Consider the following 22348-nt stretch of genomic DNA (forward strand, 5'->3'; position numbering starts at 1 on the left):
CTATCGGTGAATTGCTGAGCTGGAAGGCTCGGACTGTAGTGCTAGGCGGACAGGGACGCGGAGGGTATGGCATCTCCTGCGGGAGCGTCGCCCTTCAGATAGGGCTTCTTCCACGCCATGTAGAGCAGGCCGATAAGCACGACCCCGACGGCGGAGATCAGCACAATGTAGTTGGCGAACCATCCCGCTTCCGGAGTCCGGGGCCAGGCCATGTTGATCATGCCCAACACACCCCACGCGAGAGCTGCGATGTTGACCGGAATGCTCCAGACCCCGAGCCGGAAAGCCCCAGCGGGCTTCCAGCCCTTCAAATGGGCCCGCAACGAGGCCAGGACAACCATTTGGAAGCCCATGTACATGCCCATAGCGGCGAACGAGATGATGGTGACCAGGGCATCTTCGGAAACCTTGGAGCCAACCACGATGATCGCCGGGACCAAACCGGCCAGCAGCAGAGCGTACGGCGGCACGTGCCGGGTCTCGCTGAACTTGCTGAGCAGTTTGCTGCCCGGCAGGATTCCATCGCGGGCCATCGAGTAGGCCAGCCGCGAGGACGCCGCTTGCAGGCTCAAGGCGCAAGAAACAAAGGAGATCAGCACGACGGCGAGCACCACCTTGAAGCCGACCGGTCCGAAGGCACCCAGCAACGCGCTACCGATGGGATCGGAGTTTTCCCCGGAGATCACGGCACCGAAGTCGGGCACGGCCAATATCAGCGACAAGCACACGAACATGGCAGCGAAACCGCCAATGTAGATGGTCATGCGCATGGCCTTGGGGATCCGGCGCCCAGGGTTCGGTACTTCTTCGGCAACATCGCCGCAGGCTTCGAAACCGTAGTACTGGTAAATGCCGATCAACCCGGCAGCGGCGAAGGCGATGAAGTAGTTGCTGCCTTCACCCGCCCCGAAACTCTGGAACAGCACGCTGAGATCGTGCTCCCGGGCTGTTACCAAGAGCCAGACACCGACGATGAGAGCTCCGCCGAGTTCCGCCAGCAGGCCCAGCATGGCCACCTTGCTCAGCACCTTGGTGCCTCCGAGGTTCAACACGGTAGCCAAGGCAATGACCGCCAATGCCGAAATGATCACCGAGTCGACGGTGCTTTCCATCCCCAGCAACAGGCTGAGAAACGGTCCGGCGCCGTAGGAAACGCTGGCGATGGTGGCCAGCAAAGCGCAGAGGTAGACCCACCCGTTCATCCAGCCCCACTTGCGTCCCCAAAGACGGCGGGACCAAGGGTAGACGCCGCCGGCAACGGGGTAGTTGGAGACTACTTCCCCGAAAACCGTGGCAACCAGCAGCTGGCCGATGCCGACAATGATCAGGGACCAGAACATCGGCGGTCCGGCCATCCCCAGCGAAGCCGCGAACAGTGAGTAAATCCCCACCACAGGGGACAGGTAGGTGAAGCCCAGGGAGACGTTCCCCCAGAACGTCATTTCGCGCTTAAATTGCTTCTCATACGAGTAGCCAAGGCTGGCAAGGTGCTCCGCGTCTTCATCGACGTCCGGACCTCCAGCGGGTCTCGTCATTTCGGCTGACATTGCGCTCCTTCAAAACGAATGGTCAGTGCGGTGAACGGGCCGTGAGAGCTGCCTCCCCGCGGTGATCGACGTCACAGTGAGGGCGATCACAAAAAACCCTACAAATGAATGTTTTATTTGGCAAGCACTTGACCGAAAGTGATGCTGCAAGCCGCGCAGCCACGAAAAACGGCCCCCAAATGGGCTCCAACCAATACATGCGGTAGCGAGAGATATCTCCCGCGCGCGTACCGCACCCGGCAGCGGCTATGTTGTGCAGACCAACTTCCGCGAGGGGCGCCGCCCGTTGTGTCGGTGACCTAGGACCTGGTGTGTCCGACGTAACATCTAAAACATCTGAATTTTAACGTTTAATTCCAGCGAAGATCGTGAGTTCATGCTGCTTCAACCTGCCGCGGATGCCGAGACATCCCAGCCAATAACCCGGCCCCGAATTCTTGTCACCTGTTCCCTAAGCGGACCTAAGAACGACCAATGGTTGACCGAATCCTTGACCGCCTACGCCCGGAACATCGGCCACGAACTGCACATGCAGGAGGCAGACTTCCTACTCCTCGACGTCGGGACTCCTGCTGCGCAGGCGATGGACGCGGCAGCCAGTCTCGACGGGTTTGATGGCCTACTGGTTCTTGGGGGCGGGGATATCCACCCCTCCCTCTACGGACAGCCACCAGCCGCAGCGCCGGGATATGGGGTGGATGCACGGGTCGATGAAGCAGAGATTGCGCTGGTTCGAAGCGCGGCCGCTTCGGGGCGGCCGGTGATGGGGATTTGCCGAGGCCTGCAGGTCATCAACGTTGCCTTCGGCGGCAGTTTGATTCAGGATCTGGGCCCGGATTCCATTCATCAGGTACACACGGAAGCTCCAGGCATGATCGGCCATGACGTCAAGGTCAAGCCGGATACCCTGCTCGCCACCGCCTTGGGCGCGGAAAGCATACCGGTCCTCTCCGGCCATCATCAGGCAGTTCAAAATCTCGGCACCGGGATGGTCACCGCTGCAGAGGCCCCAGACGGGATAATTGAAGCCATTGAACACCGGGAGCACTGGATTCTGGGAGTGCAGTGGCACCCCGAAGACCCCGGGACGACCTCGGGGCAACTCGCCTCACTGCTGCGCCTATTCATAGATCGGTGCCGGAGCGGCTTGCCGCCAGCGCCCGAGCCGGGCGGGCACACGCTCGTCGCCTGAAGTCCTCGCCTTAAAAACACCACTCCCTCTCCTTGAGGTATCGAAAGGTGAAGATCGTTGAAGCGATCCGAATCTAGAGAATGACGAATGCGTACTCGGGCCGTTCGGACTGCCGCGGCCCGAGTACGGACACGAAAGCGCAGGCCCTGCTCATCGGCCTCGCTCCTTCCGACGGCCTTGTCCTCTCGATGTTGCGGGAAACGTGACGGATCTCTCCGCTTTTGACTTGCCACACCCGACCTGATGCTATTGAGGAAGGCCAACCGGTGTTATTGGATCTTCGGTTGGCCGCTCCGAATCGCTCGCGCAGGCATCCTCGCCTGCCCGCGGACACGGTGCCCGTCTCCCCCTCGGGATTGATTATTCAGGGCCCGGCGCCTTCCTGCGCCGCCAGTGTCATACCGCTGCGCACCTAGCGCCTTTGTTCACCGCCACCGGTGCGCCGATACGGCCGTTCCGTGGATTCGGAGTGTCGAGCCTGACGGAGAGATCCAATGAATGAGGAGATGCATTTAATATGCGAGTCGGAATCATTGGTGCAGGACCCAGCGGCATGGCCCAATTGCGCGCGTTCGAATCAGCCCGCAAACTCGGAGCCGAAATCCCGGACATTGTGTGCTTCGAAAAGCAGTCCGATTGGGGCGGACAGTGGAACAGCAGCTGGCGCACCGGCCTGGACGCCGCCGGCGAGCCCGTGCACAGCAGCATGTACCGGCACCTGTGGTCGAACGGGCCCAAGGAAGTCCTCGAGTTTTCCGACTACACCTTTGATGAGCACTTCGGCCGACCCATCTCCTCTTTCCCGCCGCGGGAAGTCTTGTTCGACTACATCGCCGGACGCGTGGAGAAATCCGACGTCCGCAAGTACGTCCGGTTCAACACCGTGGCCCGCTGGGTCTCCTACGACGAGAAGTCCCGGGAATTCACCGTCACGGTCGAGGACCTCGCGGCGCACCGCACCGAAACGCACGTTTTCGACAAGCTCGTAGTCTCCACCGGCCACTTCTCCTACCCGAATGTGCCGGCGTTCGAGGGCATCAACAGCTTCCCGGGTGAAGTACTCCACGCCCACGACTTCCGCGGCGCCGAGCGGTTCGCCGGCAAGAACCTGCTCATGATCGGCAGCAGCTACTCCGCCGAGGACATCGGCATGCAGGCCCACAAGATGGGGGCGAAGTCCGTCACGTTCAGCTACCGCAGCGGCCCGATGGGCTTCGACTGGCCGGAGTCGGCGGTCGAGCGCCCGCTCGTGACCCGCTTCGAGGGCAGCACCGCGCACTTCAGCGACGGCACTGCCGGCGAGTTCGACGCCGTGATCCTGTGCACCGGCTACCTGCACAAGTACCCGTTCCTCCCCACCGAACTGTCGCTGCAGTCGCCGAACCTGCTCTACCCCGGCAACCTCTACAAGGGCGTGGTCTGGCAGCAGAACACCAACCTGTTCTATCTGGGCGCGCAGGACCAGTACTACACGTTCAACATGTTCGACGCGCAGGCATGGTTCGCCCGCGACGTGATGCTCGGCCGAATTGAACTGCCGTCGCTGCAGGAACGCCAAGCGGACATCCAGGCCTGGCTGAACCGTCAGGACGCACTCCCCGACCACGACGCCGAGGCCGATTTCCAGACCGACTACCTGCGCGACCTGATCGCCCTGACGGACTACCCCGAGTTCGACCTGGACGCCGTCGCGGTGCTGCTCAAGCAGTGGATGAAGGACAAAGAAGAGAACATCCTCGGCTACCGGGACATGATCCACCGTTCCGTCATGACCGGAACCATGGCCGCCCGGCACCACACCCGCTGGATCAACGCCATGGATGACAGCATGGCGCGCTACCTCGGCGGCCCCTCCGAGGACATGGACACCGGAGCGCTGGCCGCCCTGACCGGGGACACCAAGCAAGCCGCCGGCAGGTAGGACCCGCCAAGAACCACGGACGACGGCGGGTGGGCCGGGAGCGCTGCCTCCCCGCCACCCGCCGTCGTCACCTCCAGTGCCCCGGTTGAACCCGGGCTCAGGTGTTTACCCCGGTGGCCCAGCGCCTAGTGCCCGTTCCCGCCTGTTCCGTAGATGAACTCCTCGGCGTGGGACACGGCCTTTTTGAACGAGTCGTTGCGCAAGGCCGCCTGTTCCGGGCCGCCGTTGACGCTTTCCGTGTAGTTCGTGAAGCCCGGGCGCAGCGCCCAGATGCCACCGGCCGGCGGCAGGTAGAACACGGCGAAAGACCGGTGTTCGCCGTCGTCGTCCTCCCACACCGGCACGACGGCGACCGCAGCGCCGGTATCGACGTTGATCCACTGCGCACGCGGCCTCGGCTGGCCTTCCTCGAACACGCTCGGGTCCAAAAACGGCGCCGTCCCCGGCCCCCAGCGCTCCTCGAACCGTTCATGGAAAACGGGAAACAGGTGATGGTCGTACCGACGCCAACTGGAAACAGGCATTGATCCTCGCTTCATCGAAAGGGGAATAGCAGCCACTCAGGCCACACGGTATCGTCCGGCTCCGGTCGTGGGAAGCCGAGGTAGACCGGATCCGCCACCTGCATGGCCGGGCGCACTGCGGGCGCGGGACGGGGACGGGTCCTGGGCGTCGCGGGCCGTCCCCGCGAAGCCTCCTGCGCGCCGCCGGGCGCAGCCGCCGTTTGGTCGCCGCGGCGGCCGCCGGACGAAGCCCCCGTTTGCCCGCGTCCGCTGCCCACCCGGCGTCCGCGGTCGTAATCTCCTCGGCGTCCCGCGTCACCCAGCACGGAATAAGCCTGCAGGATGGCACCCATCGCCAGGCCGTCGGCGCGCGACCGCGGCGCATCGCCGTCGTGGTTCAAATCCGGGTGATGCATGCGCAGTAAGGCCCGGTAGGCGCGTCTGATGTCCGCCTCGCTGGCATCGGGCGCCACGCCGAGGATGGCGTAGAAGTCGGCGTCACCCATGCTGGCCTCCCTCCTGCTGCCGAAAACTGCCGCCGCTCATGGCCAGCCGGTGGCTCCGCCCGCGCCCGGGCGTCACCACCGGCTGCGATCCCACAGGTCAGGCGTCGATCATCTGCTTGGTGTCTCCGCTGCTGATCTCGATCTTGCGCGGCTTGGCCTGCTCGCGGATGGGGATCCGCAGGGCCAGCACGCCAGCCTCGTAGTTCGCCGTGACCTTGTCCGTATCCAGCGTGTCGCCCAGGATCAGCTGGCGGCTAAACGTGCCGCTGGGCCGTTCGGCGGCAACAACTTCCTTGCCGTCCTCGATCTTGGACTTGCGCTCCGCAGCAACCGTGAGGACATTGCGTTCCACGTCCAGGTCAATGGTGGACGGATCGACGCCGGGCAGGTCGAGTTCGACAACGAACTCCTCGCCCTCGCGCCACGCATCCATCGGCATCGCCACCGGGCGTGCCTGGTTTCCGAAGACCTGCTGGGTCAGGCGGTCCAGCTCACGGAAGGGATCAGTTCGCATCAACATGGCAGCCTCCTTCAGTTCTTCTCCTTGGCGCTCACCAAATCTGTGTTCGAGCGCATAGATATTATGACTCTGCGCTACTATGTTTGCAAGTCGGTTTTGGGAGGAATGTTGGCAAGCGAGAAGAAGCAGCCGCGGACGGACAAGGGTGTCTACGGCATCTCCGTGGTCTCCGACATCGTGGGCGTGGGCGAGCAGACCCTGCGCCTGTACGAACGGCGCGGCCTGCTGGAACCGGAGCGCACGGCGGGCGGCACCCGGCGGTACAGCCAGGACGACGTCGACCGCCTCCGCAGGATCGGCGAGCTCGTGGACGACGGCGTGAACCTGGCCGGCGTCGGCAAGGTCCTGGAGCTGGAAGACGACAACGCTTCGCTGCACCGGCAGCTCAAAGCGGCCAAGGAACGCGCCGCCGGACGGGAGCAGCGCGAAGAACCGGAGGAAACCACGCGGCCGGCCTGAACGCCCTCCCTTCCGCCCGGCACGCGGAGTATGGTCGACACCGGGACCTACATCGGAGCTAAACAGAGGACCACGCTCATGGGACTGCGAAGCGCGCTGTTCGCCGCGCAATACGATGCCGCCATTCGCCGCGAACCGGCGGAGCTCGCGTCACACCGCACCGCCTTGTTGTCCGGTTTGAGCGGGATTGTGTACGACGTCGGTGCGGGCACCGGCGCGAATCTGCCCTACTTCCCGCCGGGGTGCTCCGTGACATTGGTCGAGCCGGACCCGAACATGCGCAAGCGACTGGAGTCCAGAGTGGGGTCCCACTCCACAGCGCTGCGCGTCGTGGATGCGGTCGCCGAGGACTTGCCGGCCGAGGACGCCAGTGTGGACGCCGTGGTGTTCACCCTGGTGCTGTGCAGCGTGCCCGACCAGGCGGCGGCGCTGGCCGAGACCAAGCGCGTGCTCAAGCCGGGCGGCAAGCTCCTCTTCCTGGAGCACGTCCGCGGCCCGGGCGCGCACGGCAGGGTGCAGGACCTGCTGCAGCCGGTGTGGTCGTTCGCGGCACAAGGCTGCGAGCCCAACCGGAACACCGCGGCGGCGATAGCCGCCGCTGGCTTCGACGTCTCAGTGCAGGACGAGTTCGCCGTCGGCCCGGCATGGCTCCCGATAAATCCGATGGTGGCGGGCACGGCAACGCCCGGAGCCAACCGCTAGGCTGTCTCCGGGCGCTGCGCGGCGCGGCCGCTTTAGGCGGAAGCGTTGGTTACCCGAATCCCCCGAGCTTGTCCTTCATGCCGCCCAGCTTCTCGCCCAATCCTCCGGGGAGCTTGCCGAGCAGCGCGTCGACGTCGATGCCCAGCCTGGACAACAGCCCCGAGTCGCGCTCGGTGTCCACCTTCTCCGGCAGTTCTGCATCTGCCGCAACTGCCTGGTCCTCTTTTCCCTGCTGCTTAAGGAAATCGATGATCTGCTGCTTGTCGATCTGCATGGGTTTTTCCCTTCGCTAGCGTGTCAGCGTACTGACCACTCTCCTCGCGGCCGGCACGTGTGGCAAGGGCTCAAGACGGCAGCAAACGCCGGATGGCATACTGTTTGGACTCCACAGCGCTGTGGAAACCTCGTGGACAGGAACGCTAGACATGGCAGGGCATTTCGAAGTGATCAAGGCGCCCGACGGCGGCTACCGGGTCAGAATGCTGGACGGTAAGGGAAAACTCATGGCCGAATCGGTCACGTATCCGTCCCTCCAGGAGGCTAAGGACGGCATCGAGCTGGCCCGGGAAATCGCCGGCACCGGCCGGGTGATTGACCGAACGGACGGCGCGAATCCGGAGCCCGACGCGTAGCGTCGGAGGCCTGTACGTGTGGCGGAAAAGGGCATGCCCTCCAGCTCGCCAGCGGCGGGCGCGAAGAGGGCGTCGTCCACCGTTTCGGTCAATTTTCGGCCTGCGGCAGACCATCTGCCGCCCAGCCGGCCAGCTGCAGCGCCCCAGCGAGCAACAGGTAGGCGGCGATGAGCGACGCCGAGTGGCCGAAATGCTCCGTGCTTCGAGCAGAACTGGAAGCACTAGCGCCACATCGACAGCAATCTTCGGGCTGGTTAGGGCCTTTCGTCCGTGGTAATAGGTCCCCTCGGGCACTTTTGCGTCCTTCACGAGACGCGATCCACCGTGACACCTCGCGTATTGCCACCCAAGTTATCCACACCACTCACAGTTGTCCTGGAAATTGTGGGTCTGGTACGGCACAATTGATCAAGTGATGAAATACGTAGACCTCTTTGCCGGTTGTGGCGGACTTTCCCTTGGTGTTGAGCGAGCCGGAGGACGGCTCGTTGTGGCAGTCGAAAAATCTGATATGGCCGCAAGGACGTTCTTCCACAACCTTGTGGGAGACGCCTCCGACGTGCGGGAGTGGGACCGATTCGTAGCCTCGCCTACAGCCAATCAGGTACAACACGGAGTACTCGTCCGGGAACTGAGCGTCCTTCTGGCTGACGAGGATGTCATGGACACTCTGGCGGCCGAAGGAATCGATCTGGTCGTGGGAGGGCCACCCTGTCAGGGCTTCTCTCTGGCAGGCCGGCGCAATCCGGAAGACATTCGCAACAAACTGCCATGGGAGTACCTCGAGTTCGTCGAACGCACGAAGCCCAAAGCAGTCGTCATCGAGAACGTCCTCGGAATGCACCAGAAGTTCAGCAGCGAGGAAGAGTCGTCGTTCACCCAACTGCAGTGGGCACTAGCCGAGATCCATCCGGGGTACGTCGTACAGGGAGTTCAGGCCAACGCAATGCACTATGGTGCACCCCAGCATCGTCCGCGACTTATGATAATCGCGGTTAGGAAAGATGTAGCTGACGCGAAAGGCATCAAGTCAACAGGTGTGCTTTGGAAGTCGGACTTCTCCGACAAAGTGACCGCCCCGCTACCCGATCTAGCGCCGATCCCAACGATTGAAAGCAGTCGCGTCCGTACTGTCGCTGACGCCATTTCCGACCTCTCCCCTCATGCATCCAAGCCAGGGAAGGCATCGCGCGAATATGTTGCAGAATTGCGAAGCCCTGACTGGGGCATGCGTCTGGCTCCGGGCAAGCAGGAGCACAACCACATTCCCCGCCGGCATAATACTCGAACGGTACAGCGGTTCCGTCTGTATCAGTACCTCGCCGACTGCGGTCTTGACCAGCGCCTCCTCAGCCGCGCGGCTGCCTTGCCAGAATCGGATGCTGTTCTCTACGTAAAAAACGAGCTGTCAGACGCCGTCCTTCCCGCTGTCTCGCCTGACGGGACTGAGCTAGCCAGAACGCTAGAAGAACTTTCCGATCTCGTTTTCGCGCTCGCCACCAAGAAGCACTCCCAAAAAGTACTAGGTTGGAAACAGCCAGCACGTACCGTAGTCACCTTGCCCGACGACTACGTTCATCCAGTTGAACCACGTATTTTCACCGTCCGCGAAATGGCACGCTTTCAAGGCTTCCCGACGGCGTTCGAGTTTCTGGGCAAGGAAACCACCGGCGCGCATCGGCGCCGAGTCGAGGTACCCCAGTACTCTCAAGTGGGAAATGCGGTCTCTCCCTGGCTATCGTTGGCGGTTGGACGCCGCATAGCTGAATTACTGGGGGAGACCAAACTTGAGGGAACTGAACGACTTTGAGATAGAAAATATCGGGTTTCTTACTCGATATGGCTTGGACTACGGGCTTCTAGAGCCGACGCTCACAGGTCTCGGCAAAAGCATCATGGACGCCACAGCCGATATCCGATCATTTCTGCGCCGAAATGGCATCCACGACTTCGCAAGCCAACTGCAGGGCGTCGAGAACAAATCCGGGGTACCGGCCTCAGTCATTACAGCCGGTGGTGACTGCATGCGAGCCGACGCCACGTTGTACCGGCCACGAACCAAGGCGGGGGATCCAAGGATTTGGTTCTCGAAACTGAACAGATATTGCACCGCGGGAGACATCCTCGTCATCCTTTGGGCGCAGGAACGGATATGGGTACTCAATGCCACCCAAGTCCGCTTCGATGATGTAGCCAGCCGTCTTCCGGTCTATCGGAGCCTGCTCCGACCACTTGTCAGCCACCGAGAATCAGTGTTTGAGGAACTGCTAGACATGCTGACGAGGCTTTCTGCTAAAGGGTTCGTTCCGGCCATCAAACGCGGTGACACGGCTGTGGGGCACCTTCTCGAAACGGAACTCGGAATCAAAGCAAATTCCAAAAGGATTCCGGATTACAAAGGTGTCGAGCTCAAGGCTAGCCGGGCACGGGCTACGTCGAATCAGACAATGTTCGCACGAGTACCGGATTGGAAGATCAGCAAACTCAAAAGCTCCCGCGAGATACTCGATACGTTTGGATACGAGCGTGGAGATAATTTCAAGCTTTACTGCACGGTCAGCTCGCTGAGATTCAACTCACAAGGCCTCAAACTCTCCGTGGACGAGAAAGCGGGTCTACTGCACGAGGTGTCGGATCGACCCGAGATAGGAAGAGCAGTCACCTGGAGGATTAGAGACCTGCAGGATGCACTCGCTTCCAAACACGCTGATACGTTCTGGATTGATGCGGAGTCGAAGAACCGGGGTGGAACCGAATTCATTCACTTCCGCTCAGTCAGACAAACGACCAAGCCCGTCGTCGAGCAGATTGCTCCCATGCTCGTTGGGGGAACAATCACGCTGGACCACCTCATAAAACGATCTGGGGCGAAGGTAAGCGAAAAGGGGCCCCTATTCAAGATCAGCAAGAATCACTTCGATGATCTCTTCCCCGACCCCATATTCCACGATTTACGGCTCGAGCGGTAGCGAGATCTGCCCTCACATACGGAAATAATAGCGACAACGCGAACTGCTCCCGCGCTACTGCCACCGTGGCGAGACATCTTGAGCATCCTCGAATGTCTCGCCTGGGACCTCGGGCCCCTTCTCCCCGTGCGGATCCTTTTTCGTTGTAGGATCGGGCTTACGCTATCCTTACTGGCGATGAGGGCGAATAGTTCCGGAAAGAAGTTTAATGCGTGGGACTGCGGCACCCAAAAAATAGAAAGGCATTCGAAAATCGCAATACAGCTTTTCTGGAAACTCAGAAGTGGGACTCTAAACTGCAGCGGGTGACTGACACGTCCTGAATCGATCGGGAGAAGCTCCAACCGGCCACGGGAGGAACCATAAAAGTCGTCAAGAACTGGTCTCCATTCGATGAAGATCTTCACGTCAGCCGGTACGTGTACGACGTGCCGTGATGACCGCCTTCTCAACTTCAAGCTTCTCTATGAGATTAGATACTCTTATGCGGTGAACTCCGTATGCTCGTCCAGAAATTGTTTCATCTTGTCGAGTAGATCGCAATCGTTACCGATTTCGCATTCCCAAACGATCGAAACCTCCCATCCCATGGCGCGGAGCTCATCGCGCTGCCTAAGATCACGGTCCTGATTCCGCATACGCTTGTTAGCCCAAAACTCGGTATTAGATTTAGGCAAACGTGACCCAACCGGACAGGAGTGCCCGTGCCAGAAGCATCCGTTGACGAAAATCACCTTTCGCCTGCCGGGAAATACGAGATCTGGTTTTCCTGGCAGTTTCGGATCGTGAAGCCGGTATCTGTATCCAGCACTGTGAAGCAACCGCCTGAGCCGGAGTTCAGGCTTCGTATTCTTGGAACGAATGTTAGACATATGCGCGCTTCGCTGCATGGCACTCATGAAGTCAGCCATGGCACAATAATAAGTTGCCAGCGACCCTTTCGCACTGCGGCGGTCCCAGCTTCTGACTTTCTGAGCGGGGCCTGCGGAAACCGGCCGTCTCGCCGGCGTAGATCACTTTGCCTACTAGCCCGCGACACGTCCCGCCAGGCGATGACGAGGTTCATCTGATCACCTTCGAGTCTGGCGAGATCCGTTCGGCGTTGGCTATGGAAGCGGGAGGCTCTACTGCTGGCTTGTCCATAGCGAAGACACGATGCAGGAGTACGTTGCCGGTTTGCGTCCTAGTAGGCGAGCCCGTGGGCGTCGACATGTGGTTGAAGTCATAGTCAGCGTTGATGACTGCCGGTACTGATCAAAATCTGTAGGAGCGACGTGGGATTCAGGTCGTCGGCATGAGCGAAGCGTCGATGATCGCCTGCTTTGCGCTTCAGTGCCTGCGGCCCGGAGCCGTGGGTCCTGTTCCAGATTGATCGCCTAGCATACTCATCGGAGCAAAGTCCTAGGCCCATCTTGTCCTCAACGATCGAACTCATTCCCGCGAACCACAAAAAAGCGCGGTCACCTCGACTTGAAAAGTATGTTGCGAACCGAGAAGGTTGCTCTAAATCGTCGGCGTCAGAACCTATATCTCCAAGTGATCGACAATAGCTTGTTTCTAACCCGCGGGCACAACGCGTACTTCTGACATATCCCCCACTGACATAACTGACGGCTCTCCGCCTTGCTTGTGCTTACGACCCCTGAGCCGGATTGCTTGAAGGCGCTGTCCTATGATCGAGGGACCAGCTTGACCTTGAAATCCTCGAAGCCACACTCTTGCGCCTGACTCGCTCACAAGCAAAGACGCCCGTCCCTTAGGTTCGGACAACTGCTGCTCTACGATCCCATCTAAATGGTCAGGCCAGGCCTCGTCGTAAGCCGCCATCCATTGCGGCACACATTCCATTCGGACTGGACAAAATTCACAAACCCTTCTCTTCGGGTTAGCCGGAAGAGCTAATCCGCCTGAAACTCGCTGCCTATATTCGCGGATAGCAGTGTCGATGGATTCAACGATGTCAGGTTCATCTTCCAAATCCATGATTCCATGGACAGGACTGGCCAGAGTAGCGCGGATTTCGCTTTGCGGGAACGCCGTCTGTGCCAGCATACGATAACCAGCGATTTGCACTGACGCTCGTCTGCTTGGCTCCGAGCGGGCGTTCCAGGCGTCACGTCCCGTCTTGTACTCGACGACATGCACCAAATCCTTGGAGACGAGCAAGAGGTCTACCCTTCCCCGCATACCTCGTTTCTCATCCACCAGATCCTGTTCGGGCAATATTATAACGCTCGAATCGGCCCAGACGATCTCTCTTAGCTTGGCCTCAAAACGAGACAAGCGGATACCCATAACCCTCCCGCCCGGGAGGCTGTTGACGTCCACCCCGTGCCTCTTCCCGGCAGAAATATAGAGGTCTCGAAGATTTTGAGCCTTCTGGTCAACGTGAAGTTTTGCTGGAGCAACCCACTCCTCAAGCGCCGAATGCGCCCACCTACCGAGGCTGGAAGGGTCTGTAGATACGCCGCTCTTGAGTTGGCTGACACTCGGCCGAATGGATGCCATGCACTCAAGCATTCTGGGCAGAGCAGATGGCGTTATCCAGCTGATACTCTGGTCCATTTGGTACCCTTTAGACCAACTCACGCAGGCGGCTTAAAACAGCAGCCGGAGACCGATCCATTAGGAAGGTATCAGCAAATAGGATGGCGTGGCTCGGAAGTCGTTCAGATACTTCCACAAACAAAGTTGCACTCCGCTCACTGCTGCATTGTTCTGATACGCCTTCAAAGGGATGACAGGGAATTATGACGGCAGGATCGAAACCATTCCTCTCAAGGACAATAAAAGGGCTTTCATCATATTCGTCTAGTCTTCCACCGAAGGCATTAACCCAGCTTGAGCCTAAGTTTTGCAAGTGTCTCCGATCGACCTTCGGCTCGCCTCCTTCCAAAAGCTCGAAGAGAGATGCTCCAAGCCGCCAATCAAGCAACGCATGGAGACTCATATTCTGATAATCCCTGAGGCACTTGTAACACGAGCCCCCACAAGAGGAAAGGTGCGTTTCTTCAAATAATTCATCTTGAATCAAGTTTTTCATTTGAAGTAGTAACTGTTCAAAGTTGGACTTTTGTCCCAGGTAGGTCGAAAAGCCGGCGCCGTTTTCGAGTTGATCAGCGAGGAAGGCAAACGTCAAAGGCTCGCCCTCATGCAAGGCGGAATGAATGCCGGCAGTCAGTTCTTGGGGATGAATGTCTAGCCAAGTTGCAGCAGCCTTGCGGAGCATGAACGCAAATGAGTACCATCCAGCCCTTCGACCCTCTACGTTGTCTTCAAATCCGCCAAATTGAGTGTGAGTATTAGCTAGATTCAGTCGCCAACCATCAGAGGTGCCGGAAACCTGCGGCCCCACGAATACAAAATCGGTCTTCTGCACTACACCCAGAGAGACTTCCAAAGGATCATCGCTGTAATAACTGCGAAGGTTTGGTTTGATTAACCGTCGCTCCGTGTAGGTCGGGTACTTCAAATCTTGGACAAACTCGAACTGCTTTCCGCGATTATCGTTCACTACATACTTTGATCCGGCGCCCGAGAATGTTGTCAGACTATTCAGGGTGACTTTATCCAGCTCATGAAGATCTACGTGTGCGCGCGCAGGCATTGCATTTGGCGTCCAAGCAAAATTCCCGTCGAAGGGCCTGCGCTCTCGCCAAGGAGCGTAGAACCCCTTCGGCTCGCGCATTGCCACGGCATTGGCAATTCCCGGCTCCGCACCGCATTGTGGGCAAGGCTGTGCAACGTCGGGCTTTTTCTCTAAGTCGTTTAGATAAGAACATCGTCGACAGATGAAGACGATCTTCTCCGGTCCCCAGGGATGTTCCTGCTTGGGCTTGAACTGTCCCGGCGCCCAGGAGGCGATAGAGGTGGCACGATAAATCCAACCATCGCGGATGATTTCGCTTCCCGGTGAGAATGATGATATGGCCATTGCTGCATCCCGATCTACCGACATGTCAGGTGGCCATGGGAAGGACTGCTTTGGCTTGTTCAGGAATAGCTGCCGGATCTGAGACGGGAACCCAAACATGGGCAGGACACCATGCTCTGCGAGGCGCTGGCTTAAATCCTCGTGGCCGACAATTGTCGATTGCACGTTGTCGTCAATCTGTTGGTGGAGCCATTCAATCACCTCCGCGGTCCTACGCTCGAGCTCGTCCACAAATTTCGTGCCTATCAGTAGTTCTGCTGCAGATGACACTAGACTGGAAAAATTGTCGCTGCACCACTGTGATATTACGGGTCTTGTCTTGGTCCAATCCGATGCCAATCCAAAGGACCCGTGTGTATTATTCGTGAGATTCAGCTTTTCCAGCTCCACGAGTTTTCGCACTTCATTAGAGGCGAAGGATTGCCTCAGTATTTCAGCAGCTAGCACACGACGGCATACTTCCCAGCTGTCCATCGCCAGATATGGCCGAGGTGTGGGATCACTAATAATTGCGTCGGGATTCTCAAAATAGTGCTCGTCGTGGCTACGGGGCCGACAGACGGTTAAAGCGATCGACACCATCGATCCACGACGGCCCGCTCGTCCTACTCGCTGCTGGTAGTTGAATCGTGTTGGCGGCATGTTTCCCATGACGACGGCATCTAAGGAGCCGATGTCGACGCCCGCTTCCATGGTCGTTGTAACTGAAAGAAGGTCTAACTCATCCGGAAGATGATGGTCGTCCTCGCTCAAGAAGATTCCTTGGAACCGGGCTTGGCGGAGCTGCGCCTGTCGCTTATCCGTCTGTCCTGTGAGCTCCGCACAGTGGAGCCGGAAATATCCGTCCTCTGCCTCCGCGATGGACGCGTAATAGTCACGCACACGCTGCACGGGTACCGGCTTGCGCCCTAGATCACCGCGGCACTGGGTGCACACTCCAGCCCCAAAGAGCACATGCTGACGGCCACACGTGTTGCAGGCATAGCCATCCTCAGGTGCTTGTTGAAGGAAGACCAGATCCGGCATGATCAGAAATTTTTTCACTGCCTTTCCCCAGAAGGTTTCCACATCGTCCCGAAGACGTTGCCACTCCCCACCTCGTTTCAGTGCAACGGCTTTCCAGTATGCGCTAAGGGCTGCAGGAGGTTCCTCTAATTCACTCCTTAACCCCCAGAAGCGTCGTTTCTCCCCAAGAAGCCTCAGACTGGCCTGAGCAATGCCCGCCAACTCATTTGTACGCAAAGAATCAATAGAATCACTGCTGGAGGCTAGCCAACCCAGTCCTAAAGACTCAAAGTCTCGCCCAGAACCAGAAACGAGTGAAGAAATGACTTCCTCAGAAGTGCGGGCGCTGATCCTGCTTCGTAGCTCCTCAAGAGGCGCAGGCAGAACTTGCTTGAAAGACGGTTTCGGCCCCTTCCAATCATAGATTCCGGACCATGCGTGCTCCTGATTTGCAGAGTCTGCCGACTGCAGGTCGGCCGACGGCCCCGCAGGATTCATTCCCCGAGCCAGCAACCTTCCTGCTACATCCGAGGCAAGAGTCGTGATGCTCATTGATGAACTGATCGAAGACAGCACGTCATCCTCCGATTCCTCACCAACTCCGCGCCAAGCCTCTGAAAGCCGCACCGTAATTTCTGGGTGGTCCTTCACAAGTTGGTTGTAGGCAGGCAATCCATCGAAGTCTTGATACTTGATAAAGGATCTGGCTGCTGCAAGACCAGGAAGATCGGAGCTAGATCGTAGGCTATCGACAACTGCGGACCGTATCGCGTCCTGATAATGGCTGAGGCCAATGCCAGAAGCCAATTTGGCTGCATCCTGCCTACTGTCAGCGAAGACCACGCACTTCCGCTTGTCCGACGGCAGCTCACGCATTAGGTTCGTGATAAGAACCTGATTGACCTTCTCAAAGCCTGTCCTCATCGTTCTAATGGACGACCGCATTGCCCGGGGATCCGTTCGTGGCAGAGCACCCTCAGGTCCATATAAGATGCGCCAATCATCCCCACAATTGGGACAGTTGATTGGGAAGGGCGACGCTGTTGATGCGCCTCGTTCCTTTGGTTTCTTAGCGATTGCGCGGAAGACCCAACCGTTCGGATCGTCCTTCGGCTTAACTCCTCGGATATGCCCCGAAGCGGGCACAAATTTAGCAGGTGCGTATCGATACGCAATGTCACCCGCTGTCGTCTCCTTGTCCACTAAAGTGACGGGCTTCTGCATTCTGGGCCAATAAACGGCGTAGTTGTCAGCAGTCCTTTCAACGTTGGCATTGTCCGGTAACATTGAGATTTCCGCTACGTCGGCCAGCATTGGGAGATCGATGCTCTGGGCCTGTGTGCTTCCCTGAGGGACGAAGCCGCCCAGAAGGACTACTCCACAACTTTGGCAGTAAAGGAGCTCGAGCACCCGTGCACCACAATCACATCGCGGTGTCGGTGCAGAATGCAGTCGCCCAACACCGCTCGCTGTTGACCGATAACTAGGCATCGCAGAACACTGCGGATCACTACAAGCCCACATACCAGGGACGTTGCGAAAGAACATGTGGCTTCGCAGCTTGGGCCACTGACTGTCGAATGAGGCAGCTGATACCTTCTCTAAGACTGTCTCGGTAAGTGTCTTTGCGCTGACCGGGTCCACTGCAGGAAACAGCCGTGCGGCTAGAGCGGCAGTCGTACGAGGTTGAGGAACGGAGCCCGACTCACTATCGAAAAACGCGTCTTCTAGGAGTGGCCCATCTAGCGAGTCATCTAATTCATTAGTTGCTACACGGTGAGGAAAATCGTCTAGGAGGGAAAGTTTTACTTGGCGGCGCACAATGTTGCCTCTGATGAACTCGAAGGACTCCTTGTCAAGTCCGAAGAAATCAGCTAGATACTGCTGGTCCCTATCAGGATCGAGCGACGCTGACGCCGCAATCACTCGCAGTTGACCTGCTCGTTTACGTAGTCCAAGACGTGCTAATAGCCCACGGATTATATATGCAACCGCAGTTCCAGCGGTGCCCCGGTATGAATGCATTTCGTCGAGCACCAACGTGAAAACGTGTTCAGATGAACTGTCAAGCCAAGCGCGAGTGCGAGCAAATATTTTCTCTTCACGTTCGCGCATCATCATAACGTTCAACATGGAATAGTTGGTGATCATTATGTCCGGCGGAAAGGCAAGCATGTCCCACCGCGAGAACTGTTCTGCACCACCGGGGCGCTGAACGAAATACCTCTTATCACCAGGCTCTAGGCATGCTGCGCGATATAGATCATCGGCATCCCTTAGTAAACCACGCAACTTAGGGGTATTCTTCGGACCGGGGCTACCATATACCGGAGTCGAGCCGGTGTATCGGCCGAAATAGAAGCGGTTGCCACCTCGATTCTTATCAAACCATTCATGAGCCGAGTCGCTGTCAAGGGCTTTCCGAAGTCGAACAAGCTGATCGTCAACCAGCGCGTTCATAGGGTAAAGGACCAAAGTTCGAACAGCCGCCATGCGATCCGCCGTCTGCCGCCGTGATGGAGCGAAGTCCGCGCCACTATGCTTCCACCATGTGCTGCCGCTAAGGTCGTGCGACCCCCAGGAACGAGACTCTCTTAGCAGCTGCGCAAAGACAGGTAGCAAGAACGACTCCGTCTTACCCGCTCCAGTTCCAGGCGTGAGAACGAGATTACGGTTCGGCTCGGCCGTGAGCGCATTGCTTTGATGTGTGTACGGCTGCGCACCGGGTGGAAGCAGAGCACCGGAGAGAAACGCAGCCTCAACCGATGAGAGCCCCGCCGACCCGGCAGCCTCCTCAAACGATCCCTCCGCGAGAGCGTAGGAGGGACGCAGCTCGATACGTGGCTCCCTGTAAAGACCACCGTCTCGGTCCAACAACTCCCTTCGTTCCCGCATGATCGTATCGTCAGCTACGCCGAATGGAGTGTCATAGTAAGAAAGATACCGCTCGCTAAGCGCCCTAAAAGATTTGACTGGATCGATTCCGGCCATCGTTCCCCCTCATTGATTTCAGCGCGAAAGTCGCTTTGCCTGACAGTAATAGCATCAAAATTCTTGCCGGAGCGTCCGGGTCACATCGTCGGCCACCCGTCTCGGAACATTTACGAAAACCGACCTATTACCAATTATCAAGGGCAAGATCCCGGAACATCCACGCATCAGCTCGGCGTGTTGTCTTGGAAGTCCTAGAACTGAGGGGTACGAAACTTCTCCTATATCACGATCATCGGACGGAGTCCATCGCAGGACACGATCGTTGAGACGGTTGAGCTCTAACCATTGGCCTTCCGCGCGCTCAACGCCATACCAGTGGTTGTCCGATCGAATCCAATACTTGACTGGCCCGTTCAGTCGCTGTCGATAGAGGCCGTTTTCAACTTTGTCTTCCCACCTGACGAAGCGGTACGTAATCTCATCGAACCGCTCAAGATGAGTCGCACCATAATTGACCGGCCCAGGGGAAATATCCTTCGGAAATATGATGGGATCCAGCAGAAACTTTTCAGCGCCGTACCGGTCACCCAAAAAACGAATTCCTGCCGTCGCAGCAAGAGTGACAAGATCATGATAGGAGTCATACATGACGAAGAGACTCTTGGGTAGGATGTTTACACGTGATGCATCCTCGTCCGGGTGCAACCAGAGCGGCTCAACGTTGGAGTGGTCAATATAGTGACGGATCGCGTACGGTCTGCATCCGGTAACTAATGCTAGCCCCTGGTTCCCTGGCAGAATATGCATGGCCATTGCTCTAGCTTGCCAACTGGACGTGGCCCAATCGAGACGTATATATCCTAGCGTCTCAAGGTCGAAGATGACACGGTCTAATGACGTTTTGTCGGGCTCGTGCATCACCTCCCTGTACATTCCACCCAAAACCTGTCTCAGTTGGGCAACTGATCCTCTGCCATGATGACCGAGCCAAACAAGAAGCAAAGAAGAGTGATCACTAACTACCATCGAATGACAGACCTCACTAGGAGGAGAAGATTTTCAATTTCATCGTCCTTAACATCAGGGACAATCTCGAGGAGCCTCACCCAAGTGCCGTGTGAGGCGTTTATGGCGTTTCGATCGACGAGCACTCCTTTATTTGCCAGCCGGCGTGTTGTCGGCTTCAGCCCTACCTTGCCGGCGACATACCAAATAGCAGTCGGAGGGACACTTAGCTCACAAAGAAGCGGTTCAGATTCGCAACCCCGCGCTCTCATCCAGCTGGGCCACCGGGGAAGTTGCCCTTCAGAAATGAAGCCATCTTCATGGATAAACCAATGGTGTCGCCTGCGGTTGACCAGAAGTTTGTCACCCACTTCGTGGGCCGGCGCAAGTGATTCATCATCAGGGACTGCAAATTTTACTGCTTTGGGATCTATCGTCGTGAAACGGAGATTATGTCTCTCGGATACCACCATTGAATGTTCGCCGACATTTAGGTTCAGAGTCGAAAGCGGCATGGGGCGACCGTTAGCTAAAAATTGCTGCGCTCGTCCTCCATCGATGGTGAGAGAGTATGTCCCTTCTGCACTTGGCACGACGAGGGAAGGCTCCGCGCCCCTAAGATAATAGGTGATATTAGCCAGTGTCTTAATTCGCATTCCACCGATTAAAGAAGGACGTTTATCCGATTCTTCAACGGAATCTCCGATAGCATAGACTTTATTCAGAAACGCGGCAATCTCTGGACGATCAAGTTTGACATCGAGCAGCAATTCCCAGCCGTCTATCAACTGACCAAACTGCGAACCCTTTCGAAACGTTGCTCCGATGCTCTCGAGTTGCTCCTGCATCTGGTGGACATCGCTTTGTGGGATGAGAATAGAAACGGTTTTCAGGCCCCCAACAGCGCGCCGAGACATCAGAGAGTCGGGATCTTCCGTCGGCCCGAATATCCACAGCCTTCGAGGGACGATCCGGACGCGTGCATGCTCATTGTCCGACCACATTCGTCGCACAAGTAACGTTGAAGCGTCGGCTACGGGAAGTCCCTCAGCGATAAAGATGTCATTGGAGTATCCGCGCTCGACTTTCAGGGAACCGTCACCGGTCTCCGAGATCAGTTCAAAAGAATTCCACTTAGCTTCGACAGGGATCACCCACTCTATGGTCCATGCGGTGACGTCGATCCACAGCTCAGCTTCGATCGTCTTGATAGAGACCTGCCGTTTAAGCCCATCCCACCGATCGGCAGCCGAACGGACTATCGCAAGCAATTCTTCGCGTCTGGCAGTGCTAGTAGAATCCATCGCGCCCCTGAAGCCAGGCGAAAATTGTTCACGCCGATCATTCCAGCGTCGAATTTCGGAAAGAAGTGCGGCATTACTCACCGTAGACAGCGTCGTCTTCCCCATTGCAGCAAATAGACCGATAAGTCGGTGGTGGTCTTGCCTGCTTAGTAAAGCTTGTGACCGGGGGTAACCGATCCTGTTATGCCCTCCTAGCACCTTTATAGTGCTCGGTCCCAGCCAATCTTGCGCGTTAATCCAGTCGTTGACCGCCAGCCACATATTGACAGCATCATCAAAAGAGGCGTTGAGTTGTGCAAATATCGCTGGTCTTCCGAGAAGCTGGGCCAAACGCTTGTAGTACATATTAGCCGAGCCGTCTTTATCATTTCCCATGCGACCGGCGGCGATGACAGTTAATGCGAGAATTGGCAATACAGGCGGAGGATTTTTTGTATCCCCGTTTGCCTTCCACGCTCCGCACTTGCGGGCGACAGGAAAGAAAATTTGTGTACCGCGGTGAAAATCAAGCTCAACGGCGATCGATTCGGCCAAGTCGGCTAAGGCATTGTCGACCTCAGGAAGGCTGGACTCAATAATCTGTTCGTCAATAAAGAGAACTACTGGGTCAGCTGGATCCTGATCAGCAAACCATATCTCTTCCAGCCGCTCCTGCCAATATTTATAGCCGTGGATCGCAGATCCCCCCTCTTCGCGCAGGCACTCGCGCCATAGACATACGTTCCTGCCCTACCAAGCACCCGTATGCATTCACCATAAACCATGCCAGTGACAGTCTCCTTATGTACCACGTTTTCTGCGTAGTCGTGCGTTTAGTCCAAGGTGGCCCGGATCGTTCTAATATTCGAAGTGCGGCCCTGCGGCCATGTGAGGGACACTGTGTACCAAGGGTCGCCCAAGCCTGTCCTGGTTGTCCTACCACGATTGTCAGCGGCTGCAGATTTCGATCAGGATAGGCTTGCGCCGCCATTGTCCAGACAGTCCGGCTGGCGACAGCATTTCGTCGTAGGGGTTTCACAGTCCAATTCAAAAACACATCCTGCTTCAGAACTAGGTCGGCATCATGATGTTATTTCGACGCCTCTCGGCAAGTCGCCGACGGACGGCTGCGCCGTTGTTCGCGCATAAAGAATTGTCTTCAGCTAACTTGTGCTCGGCCCGATCCGACTGTAAGGCATGAGAAGTCAGGTCCCGGTTATTTCAAATGCAGTCCTC

General features: G+C 57.6%; 17 protein-coding genes. 7 read left to right on the plus strand and 10 right to left on the minus strand.

Going from position 1 to position 22348, the window contains the following annotated elements; translation table 11 throughout:
- Nucleotides 1–41 precede the first annotated feature (41 nt).
- Nucleotides 42–1547, minus strand: a complete 1506-nt coding sequence (locus tag AC5RUP_RS04870) for an APC family permease (RefSeq protein WP_494153471.1) — start codon at nucleotides 1545–1547, stop codon at nucleotides 42–44.
- 478 nt (nucleotides 1548–2025) lie between these two features.
- Between AC5RUP_RS04870 and AC5RUP_RS04875 the strand changes: the two genes are divergently transcribed.
- Together AC5RUP_RS04875 and AC5RUP_RS04880 are read left to right on the plus strand one after the other, a co-directional pair.
- Nucleotides 2026–2739 carry a gamma-glutamyl-gamma-aminobutyrate hydrolase family protein gene (locus tag AC5RUP_RS04875; protein WP_494153472.1) on the plus strand — a complete coding sequence of 238 codons (714 nt, stop codon included), beginning with the start codon at nucleotides 2026–2028 and terminating at the stop codon, nucleotides 2737–2739.
- A gap of 517 nt (nucleotides 2740–3256) precedes the next feature.
- Nucleotides 3257–4660: a trimethylamine monooxygenase gene (locus tag AC5RUP_RS04880; protein WP_494153473.1), complete on the plus strand. Its 1404-nt coding sequence runs from the start codon at nucleotides 3257–3259 to the stop codon at nucleotides 4658–4660.
- A 125-nt stretch (nucleotides 4661–4785) separates the two neighbouring features.
- Here AC5RUP_RS04880 and AC5RUP_RS04885 read toward each other — a convergent pair whose 3' ends face one another.
- The 3 genes from AC5RUP_RS04885 to AC5RUP_RS04895 form a co-directional block, all read right to left on the minus strand.
- Nucleotides 4786–5184, minus strand: a complete 399-nt coding sequence (locus AC5RUP_RS04885; RefSeq protein WP_494153474.1) for a hypothetical protein — start codon at nucleotides 5182–5184, stop codon at nucleotides 4786–4788.
- A gap of 11 nt (nucleotides 5185–5195) precedes the next feature.
- Nucleotides 5196–5669, minus strand: coding sequence for a J domain-containing protein (locus AC5RUP_RS04890; protein ID WP_494158325.1), 474 nt, complete (start codon nucleotides 5667–5669; stop codon nucleotides 5196–5198).
- Nucleotides 5670–5766: 97 nt separating this feature from the next.
- The gene (locus AC5RUP_RS04895) at nucleotides 5767–6189 is read right to left on the minus strand and encodes an Hsp20/alpha crystallin family protein (protein ID WP_494153486.1); all 423 of its coding nucleotides are present in this window, start codon (nucleotides 6187–6189) and stop codon (nucleotides 5767–5769) included.
- A 105-nt stretch (nucleotides 6190–6294) separates the two neighbouring features.
- On the opposite strand from AC5RUP_RS04895, the gene AC5RUP_RS04900 reads away from it, so the two are divergent.
- Complete coding sequence (locus tag AC5RUP_RS04900) at nucleotides 6295–6648, plus strand: MerR family transcriptional regulator (RefSeq protein ID WP_494069288.1); 354 nt, start codon at nucleotides 6295–6297, stop codon at nucleotides 6646–6648.
- A 78-nt stretch (nucleotides 6649–6726) separates the two neighbouring features.
- Entirely contained in the window at nucleotides 6727–7350 is a 624-nt protein-coding gene (locus tag AC5RUP_RS04905) for a class I SAM-dependent methyltransferase (protein WP_494153485.1), read from the plus strand.
- A 49-nt stretch (nucleotides 7351–7399) separates the two neighbouring features.
- On the opposite strand, the gene AC5RUP_RS04910 is transcribed toward AC5RUP_RS04905, so the two are convergent.
- Nucleotides 7400–7624, minus strand: coding sequence for a hypothetical protein (locus AC5RUP_RS04910; RefSeq protein WP_493978740.1), 225 nt, complete (start codon nucleotides 7622–7624; stop codon nucleotides 7400–7402).
- 151 nt (nucleotides 7625–7775) lie between these two features.
- On the opposite strand from AC5RUP_RS04910, the gene AC5RUP_RS04915 reads away from it, so the two are divergent.
- The 3 genes from AC5RUP_RS04915 to AC5RUP_RS04925 all read left to right on the plus strand — a co-directional run bounded on the left by AC5RUP_RS04915 (nucleotide 7776) and on the right by AC5RUP_RS04925 (nucleotide 10951).
- Nucleotides 7776–7982, plus strand: coding sequence for a YegP family protein (locus AC5RUP_RS04915; RefSeq protein ID WP_494153484.1), 207 nt, complete (start codon nucleotides 7776–7778; stop codon nucleotides 7980–7982).
- Nucleotides 7983–8397: 415 nt separating this feature from the next.
- Nucleotides 8398–9792: a DNA cytosine methyltransferase gene (locus AC5RUP_RS04920; protein ID WP_494153483.1), complete on the plus strand. Its 1395-nt coding sequence runs from the start codon at nucleotides 8398–8400 to the stop codon at nucleotides 9790–9792.
- Nucleotides 9770–10951, plus strand: coding sequence for an MvaI/BcnI family restriction endonuclease (locus AC5RUP_RS04925; protein ID WP_494153482.1), 1182 nt, complete (start codon nucleotides 9770–9772; stop codon nucleotides 10949–10951). The genes AC5RUP_RS04920 and AC5RUP_RS04925 overlap by 23 nt, the downstream gene beginning before the upstream one ends.
- A gap of 482 nt (nucleotides 10952–11433) precedes the next feature.
- Here the strand turns inward: AC5RUP_RS04925 and AC5RUP_RS04930 are convergent, their stop codons facing one another.
- From AC5RUP_RS04930 to AC5RUP_RS04950, 5 genes are all read right to left on the minus strand, one after another.
- Complete coding sequence (locus AC5RUP_RS04930; protein WP_494158326.1) at nucleotides 11434–11862, minus strand: very short patch repair endonuclease; 429 nt, start codon at nucleotides 11860–11862, stop codon at nucleotides 11434–11436.
- A 646-nt stretch (nucleotides 11863–12508) separates the two neighbouring features.
- Complete coding sequence (locus tag AC5RUP_RS04935) at nucleotides 12509–13516, minus strand: PD-(D/E)XK nuclease family protein (RefSeq protein WP_494153480.1); 1008 nt, start codon at nucleotides 13514–13516, stop codon at nucleotides 12509–12511.
- A gap of 10 nt (nucleotides 13517–13526) precedes the next feature.
- A complete protein-coding gene (locus AC5RUP_RS04940) occupies nucleotides 13527–18881 on the minus strand; it encodes a DEAD/DEAH box helicase (RefSeq protein ID WP_494158327.1) in 5355 nt (1784 codons plus the stop codon).
- A 54-nt stretch (nucleotides 18882–18935) separates the two neighbouring features.
- A complete protein-coding gene (locus AC5RUP_RS04945; RefSeq protein WP_494158328.1) occupies nucleotides 18936–19637 on the minus strand; it encodes a hypothetical protein in 702 nt (233 codons plus the stop codon).
- A 206-nt stretch (nucleotides 19638–19843) separates the two neighbouring features.
- A complete protein-coding gene (locus AC5RUP_RS04950) occupies nucleotides 19844–21667 on the minus strand; it encodes a hypothetical protein (RefSeq protein WP_494153478.1) in 1824 nt (607 codons plus the stop codon).
- Between the last annotated feature and the right edge of the window lie 681 nt (nucleotides 21668–22348).

This window comes from Arthrobacter sp. Y3223151, from assembly GCF_059091125.1.